The organism is Corallibacter vietnamensis (assembly GCF_039537875.1).
GTDB lineage: Bacteria > Bacteroidota > Bacteroidia > Flavobacteriales > Flavobacteriaceae > Corallibacter > Corallibacter vietnamensis.
This window is the reverse complement of the sequence record NZ_BAABBI010000010.1, coordinates 1-7406: the sequence shown is the minus strand read 5'-3', so window position 1 is coordinate 7406 and position 7406 is coordinate 1. Positions and strand designations below refer to the sequence as shown.

At 32.6% G+C, this 7406-nt stretch carries 8 protein-coding genes; 6 read left to right on the top strand and 2 right to left on the bottom strand.

The window, feature by feature from the left end; translation table 11 throughout:
* Nucleotides 1-378 precede the first annotated feature (378 nt).
* From ABD690_RS13415 to ABD690_RS13395, 5 genes are all read left to right on the top strand, one after another.
* Nucleotides 379-873, top strand: coding sequence for a zinc ribbon domain-containing protein (locus ABD690_RS13415; protein ID WP_344731114.1), 495 nt, complete (start codon nucleotides 379-381; stop codon nucleotides 871-873).
* A 178-nt stretch (nucleotides 874-1051) separates the two neighbouring features.
* Nucleotides 1052-1555, top strand: coding sequence for a hypothetical protein (locus tag ABD690_RS13410; protein WP_344731113.1), 504 nt, complete (start codon nucleotides 1052-1054; stop codon nucleotides 1553-1555).
* Nucleotides 1548-1883, top strand: coding sequence for an EF-Tu C-terminal domain-related protein (locus ABD690_RS13405; protein ID WP_344731112.1), 336 nt, complete (start codon nucleotides 1548-1550; stop codon nucleotides 1881-1883). Before ABD690_RS13410 ends, ABD690_RS13405 begins: the two co-directional genes overlap by 8 nt.
* Before the next feature lie 237 nt (nucleotides 1884-2120).
* Nucleotides 2121-3197, top strand: a complete 1077-nt coding sequence (locus ABD690_RS13400; RefSeq protein ID WP_344731111.1) for a ligand-binding sensor domain-containing protein — start codon at nucleotides 2121-2123, stop codon at nucleotides 3195-3197.
* A gap of 206 nt (nucleotides 3198-3403) precedes the next feature.
* Nucleotides 3404-4168 carry an HNH endonuclease gene (locus ABD690_RS13395; RefSeq protein ID WP_344731110.1) on the top strand — a complete coding sequence of 255 codons (765 nt, stop codon included), beginning with the start codon at nucleotides 3404-3406 and terminating at the stop codon, nucleotides 4166-4168.
* 365 nt (nucleotides 4169-4533) lie between these two features.
* Here the strand turns inward: ABD690_RS13395 and ABD690_RS13390 are convergent, their stop codons facing one another.
* Nucleotides 4534-5754 (bottom strand): hypothetical protein, encoded by a 1221-nt coding sequence (locus tag ABD690_RS13390; protein ID WP_344731109.1) that lies wholly within the window; start codon nucleotides 5752-5754, stop codon nucleotides 4534-4536.
* Nucleotides 5755-5766: 12 nt separating this feature from the next.
* Entirely contained in the window at nucleotides 5767-6240 is a 474-nt protein-coding gene (locus ABD690_RS13385; protein WP_344731108.1) for a T9SS type A sorting domain-containing protein, read from the bottom strand.
* 445 nt (nucleotides 6241-6685) lie between these two features.
* On the opposite strand from ABD690_RS13385, the gene ABD690_RS13380 reads away from it, so the two are divergent.
* Nucleotides 6686-7153, top strand: a complete 468-nt coding sequence (locus tag ABD690_RS13380; protein WP_344731107.1) for a hypothetical protein — start codon at nucleotides 6686-6688, stop codon at nucleotides 7151-7153.
* Nucleotides 7154-7406: the final 253 nt, after the last annotated feature.

The following is a 7406-nucleotide window of genomic DNA, read 5'->3' as shown; positions in this document are numbered from 1 at the left end:
TGAAAGGACAAGCTACGCGAGTTTCTACGACTTAAAATCGAGGTCTAAAAGCCTCATAGAACTGTACGAAATCTGTGTAGAAAAGAGAGGGGATTTTCAATGTTGACGAAGTCTTAAGCTTCTGCGTGTATAATAACCTTATTCCTCTCTTTTGTCTTTTCTGATTTATGTTTAAATTTAATGAATTGTAAACTTAAGCCGTGTATAGTTCATTGCTTCTGACTTTCCTGTCGGAAAGTCCTCGCACTTTTGCTATCTTTGGTTTACGGCGGAAAATCCTCGCGGATTTTCACGCAACGAAACCATACACAAACCGTTGTAGTGCATTTGAGGAAAGTATAAACTATTTGACCATTTAATGAATTAAAAAGAGATAATTTGTCAATACCAGAAATTATAATAATTGTTTTAGGAATGTCATTTCTTATGTTCCTCACGATTGGACAAGCAAAATTACTCTACAGGCGACATTTCAAATCTTATAAGCCAGATATTCTAAATTATTTAGAAGAGAAAAAATTAACGTTATTAGATATTCTTTACGTTAGAAAGGAAGACTGGAAAGAGAGCCCTTTTGCAAAACCTTCTGAAACTAAATTTAGTTTCTTAGCGATTACTATTAACGGAACAGTAGTCAAATGGAATGATAAAAAATATAGAATAATCGAAACAAAAGAGAATAAATCAATCTGGTTAGAAATTGACACAACATATTTTAAAAAAACTAAACTGACTTTTAAAAATCAAAAAAAGTCTCGGAATAAATTAAAGAATATCATCATAAATCAGGTAACGGACAAATGTCCAGCATGTGGTTATAGAATAAGTAAATCTGATAATAAATGTCCCGACTGTGGATTAAATTTTAACTGAAATAAAAACGCACTACAACAATGTGTAAAAATAATTGCTTGGTTCTAGCCTACTCGGAAAATCCTACGGATTTTCCTCTGGTTCGTTCCATTTTTGCTAAGTTAGTTGCTTAATCACGCAACTATCCTTACACGAACCGTTATGTGCAAGCTGAAGAAAGATTCGAACTAAAAATAAAATGACTGAACAATCAATAATAAGACAGATTGGAAAACTTGCCGAAATCGATTTGCGAAAACCGAAAGCGATTGGAAGTACAGGATTTTATTTAAAATCATTTAAAACGAAAAATCCCGAAACTGAATCTCTGAAAAATGACTCGAAATGCAACTTTGAAAAGCGAACTGGCGGAATTTTATTGCGTGCGAATTATTCCAATAAATTAACTGCTATTCCTATTCCGAATGAAAACATTATTGGAATCTCACTCAAACGCGGAAAAGAAAGTATTAATCCATTTTTTTTATCACCAATGTGGATTTTGTTAAAACTCGGAGTTTCTATATTAAAAGCTCGATATTTTAGATTTTGGCTTCACGAATATTCAATTGACCAAATGGAACTGAATATCGAAACGAATGAATATAAAATGGAATTCATTGCTAATGGATATTTATTTGAGCGGCAATTAAGTTTTTTTGAGAATCTGAATATTGGAAATAAATTAAAAATTGATGATTGATAATGCAGATTTCATAGCGGAACTGAAATATAAAACGACTGAACAAGGTGGAAGAAGAACACCTGCCATTTCAGGATATCGTCCACAACTTAAGTTTGATTTTACAGAAATTCAGACATCAGGAAAACAATCCTTCATTGGAATTGACATTGTAAATCCTGGAGAAACAGTTTTAGCCAAAATTACAATGAGTTCTACTATTCTTTATGAAAACAAATTAGATGTTGGAACGGAATTTGAATTTCGAGAAGGTTCAATTATAATCGGAATTGGAAAAATAACTAATATTATAAACAAATCGTTGAAAATTAAAAAAGCCAGCACATAACAAAGTACTGTGGTAAAAAACAAGTAAAAATCTATTAATTTTTCGCTAAAGTACTTTTATAAGCATCATCATATATCAATCCTGATTTTGCTAATGAGAGCCTACTTACAAAAATTTACTAAAGTACCGTTCGCACTTCCTACTCGTTTCTATTCGGTTTTTAATTGCTAAATTAGGTGCTTAAACCACCCAACAAACCATATGCAAACCGCTGTGCGTCATTTATTAAAACCCAAAATGAACAGAAAAAAAGAATTAATTTACCTAATACTCATATTGACACTAAACTTTTCTTGCATAGATAACAAACCTCTCAAAACAGAAGTAATTAAGCCAGAATTGGTAAATACCTTGCAAACCGACACCTTAAAATTTACTTCAGGCGTACGTGCAATTTTTCAAGATAGTAAAGGCATTTATTGGCTAGGAAGTCATAATGAAGGAGTATGCTATTTTGATGGAAAAACATTTAAATACCTTACAACTAATGACGGTTTAATAGACAATCAAATTCGTTCAATTCAAGAAGATAAAAACGGAATAATTTGGATTGCAACAGCTAGAGGTGTCAATAGCTATAATGGAAATAAACTAATGAGCTATTCAACCGAGTTTAATGCTCCAAAATCAGACTGGAATGCTACTACAGGTAACTTATGGTTTTATGCAGGAGAAGAAGATGGAATAAATCGTTTTGACGGAATGAATATGAATTACCTAATCTTTCCAAAGCCTAAACATATTGACCCCAATAATTCATTTGGTGTAACAGGTATATCAACAGATAAAGAAGAACGCGTTTGGATTGCAACTTATTCAGCATTATATAGCTATGATGGTAAAGTAGTAGATTTTTTTGGACATGAAACATTAAATCTCGAAGATCATGAGCAAATCCATATACGAAGCATATTAGCCGATTCAAAAGGGCGCATTTGGATAGGAAACAATGGAATTGGTGTAATCCTTAAAAGTGGAGATTCAACAATACATTTTTCGGAGGAACAAGGAAAATTAATTCCAAAAAATGAGTTTAACGAAAATACCAGAACTGGACAATTTACTAAAAACACAGGATTACAATCCGTTTTTACCATTGAAGAAGATTCAGAAGGGAATATTTGGTTTGGAGATAGAGATTCAGGAGCATGGAAATATAACGGTAAAACTTTGACAAATTATACTATCAATGATAAATTATTGAAACCAATGATTTGGACTATTTATAAAGACAATGATAATAATTTACTTTTTGGTATGGCAGATGGTCAAGTTTATATATTTAACGGAAAGTCATTTAACAAAAAATTTTAAAAACTAAAATAACTACCGCCAACAATAGCTATAAGTAATGGCTCTGCCCTTGCCTACTTCTGACACGAGCACAAAGTGCGAACTGGCGAAGCAAAATCCTCGCGGATTTTCTATTAGGTTTTTATTTGCTAAATTAGTTGCTTAAACCACGCAACTAATCCTATACGAGACAGTTAGCCACAATGCAAAAACCACGAACTTCGTAAATGGCAATAACCGACAAAACAAGAAAAGCCTTATGGGCAAAATCTGGAAATAGATGTATACTTTGTCGAATTGAGTTAGTTCAAGAAGTTGAAAGTTCTAACTCAAATCTAATAATCGGACAAGAATGCCATATTGTTTCCGAAAAAGGGAAAGGACCAAGAGCAAATCCCAGTTTTAAAGGCAATTATGATGATTACAATAATCTAATGTTGTTGTGCGCAAATGACCACAAAAGAATTGATGATTTAACTGAAATTTACACAACCGAAAAATTATTACAATTTAAACAGAATCACGAGAATTGGGTTAGAACAACTTTAGAAAAAGATGTTACAGCATTTGCAAACGACCAAGAAAATATTAGAAGTTTACCTTTAATAAAATCTGGAAAACAACTACTCGACATAATAAATGGAGTTCATATGTCTGATTTTGACAATGAAGAACTAAATACAATTGAAGAAGCTGAAAAAGTTGGAAATCTATTTGACCTTTTAAAAGACTACATTGATATTCTTGAGGATATGCGAATGACTGATATCGCAAAACTCGGAATTGAACTTAATGGAGAAATTGCGGAACTTAAAGAAATGGGGTTTTTGGTGTTTGGAACTAAAAGACACATCAAATTGAGAGGAGAAAATTTTAAGGATTTAGGAGCATTTGAAACTGCATCAATTGTAATCGTTAGGAAAGACAATCCTTCAATCGTTTCTGATTTTTTAATTGCAAAGTTTTCTAACAAAATGAATTTTGGATTTTAAACATAAAAGCACAGTGGCCAACAATAGCTATAAGTAATGGCGCTGTTCTCGCCTACTTCTGACACGAGCACAAAGTGCGAACTGGCGAAGCAAAATTTACTAACGTACAGTTCGCACTTTGTGCTCGTGTCTCACGGATTTTCTATTAGGTTTTTATTTGCTAAATTAGTTGCTGAAACACGCAACAAAATCATAGCCTAACCGTTACCATTAATTATTCAAAAAATCAAATAAACCAACAGCACCTATTTGTAGCGCTATTGGTTTATTATTTGTATTAATTCTTGCTTGTCTAAATTTCTAAAACAATTGTTATCTTTATAAAATACAAGACTCCATCAATACCATTAAAATATGAGTGACAATTAATGTAAATTCTCCCAATCTAAAGAACTCGCTGGATGGAAAACCCTAAAAGGTAAATCCAGACTAGAAGTTGTACCATTAAAATAAGCCGATCCTCCAGCGTATGGTTGTCCACCATAAGAATATAATGCTCCACCACTATAAGTCATTTCAAACTCAACATAATATGTTTGTCCATATGTTAACGTAAGTCCAGAGAACGTAAATAAATGTATATTGTTTCCATTATCTAATGTGCTGGTATCAGGCGATGTTGCTAATAAGGTTCCTCCAAATCCATCATATACTTTACAAGATGTAATAGTACCTGTTAATCCATTACGATAAGTCCCGTAGAATCCTATTTGAGTAACTGAAGCTGAAGAAGTTGCAGTAAAAGTTTGTCCCATAGCTTGACCAGATGAAATTAGGTTTACTCCAGCAAAATCTCCCCAACGAGATTGATCTAAATCAGAATTTACCGAGGAAATTGCTACCTGTGCTTTTTTATCTGTTATATTATATATTATACTCCCATCAGGTACAGACACTAATGCATCTCGTTGTGCTGTTGTCATTCTAGGTGGTAAAAATGTTCCTGTAGTAGATGTAACTTCCAAAGCAGCACCTGGAGTAATTGAATTATTTCCAACAACCAAATTGGAAGAAGCTGCAACAGTTCCAGTAAATGTTTTGTCTCCAGTCATTGTTTGATTTGAAGTACTTACTAAACCACGTGCAGAATCACTTGCATCTGGTATATTAAACGTATGTTCATCACCAACGGTAGAAATATTAAAGTCCGTTCCATTGGTACCTGTAGCGTAAGTTTGTACATTTCCAGATGTCTTTGCATACATGGCATAAGGAACACTTAATAATTGACTAGTACCTGTTATGGTATAGTTTGTGCCTCCGGTAGGGTCTGTTTCCGTTTTTATAAAGTAGTTATCTGCTGACCAATCTATGTTCGCAAAATCTCCACTTACTACAGTACCTGTAGCTATCTCTAATGTTACTAAACCGTTTACATTTGTCATTGGTGTTTGGGTTTCTACATATACTGCAGTTCCTGTAGCCGTAGTTTGTAAAATGCTTATTTGCATGCCTACTGTTTGGTTGCTTACTAAATTATCTCCGCTGTCTCTTACAATAGCTTGATAACTCATCTTCTCTGGAGCTTGTGCAAATGTGACTACAGTTGTCATGATTGCTACTAAAAAAGTGTAAAAATTTCTCATAATAGGTTAATGTTATTTTTTTATAATTTTAAATGTTTTTAATTCTTTGTTGTCTAGGGTTACTTTAAGCACATAAGTGCCTGTTGCCAAACTTTCCACATTTATTTGTGTGTTAGATTGGATTGTTAGACCTTTTCTAACAGCTCTACCTTGTAAGTCATAAAGCACATAACTTAAATCGGTAAGAGTTGCATCACTTATCGCTAATACCACATAATCTGATGTAGGATTAGGATAAGTAACAGCACGTAAATTTACTGTGGTAAGTTCTGCATTACTTAAAGTAAAGAGTTCTAAACCTTGTTGCACTCCTTGAGTAACTAAACCACTACTTCCTGTATTGGTAGTATATACCAATTGCCCAAGCGAGTAACTCGATGATCCACCATTTCCTGTGGCCTCACCTCCTGAAGCTGTCAAGCTTTCTTGAGAATAAATTAATTGTGTAGCAATAAACAGACACGCTACCAGTGTAGTTTTAATCATAAGTTGGATGTTTTAGGTTTCGACTAAATTCAACTCATCGATAGAGAAAAAGAAAGTCTAATCTGGGTTAAAGCTGGCAATTTATGTATTTAAACTGATTTTTTAACTATTTGTCGATAAAAATCATTAAAATACTTGAGAATATCTATAAATGAAAGAGTTAAGATTTGTTGATTTTTTGACAATTTAAATATAGAACTATGAATTGTAAACTTAAGACGTGTATAACCAATTGCTTGGTACAGATCTACTCATAATTTCCTATCAAAAATTCCTCTGCCTCAAGAACCCTTACTTAATTAGCTCCCAAACCACACAAATTCACACACATATACCAAAACACTGCTTTGATTTTATAAAAAATCTGTTAGATTTGTAGGTATATATATACATAATAAAAATAAACACACTAGTGTGTTTATCTATATGTTGTAAAACATTTGAAATGAAAAAATATACAAAGCAAATTGTCGGAATTTTGATTTTATTTTTGGTTATAAGCTGTGCTTTAGAATCTAAATTCAGCTTACCGAATGATGAAAAAATTAATCCTGAATTAATTGGAGAATGGTACAATTTAAAAGATAATGACGAAAAAGTTACCATCATAAAGCACGGAGAAAAAACTTATAAATTACTGCTTCAGGACAAGGATAAAACAGATGAATTAATTTCGTTCTCAAAAACAATAAAAGGTTTTGAGATTATGAATATAAAATCTGAATACAAAAACAGCATCACAAATGTTTTTTATGGCTTTAAAGTTAAGGGAAACACTCTTATCTTTTCTGAAGTAAATGACAAACTGCGAGGAAAAGAATTTGAATCTGAATCTGAACTTTTAAGGTTTTTCGAAGAAAACATTAGTAGAAAAGATTTTTTTATAAATCAAACTGAATTAATCCGAAAATAAAAACGTTTTACAACAATGGCTATAATTCATTGCGGTTGAATTCCTAATCGGAATTCAACTCAAATTTGCTATCTTTCGGCTACGGCGGAAAGAATCCTGCGGATTTTTCCGCAACGAAATCATAGCCGTATTCCAAGGTAAAAAACAAGCCTTAATTCAATAATTTGTTGCGGCTATATTTACAAAAGGTGTACCTCTTTTAATTACTGCAAAACTGCGTGCTAAAATTTTATTTCTAACGTTGTTTAAAGCT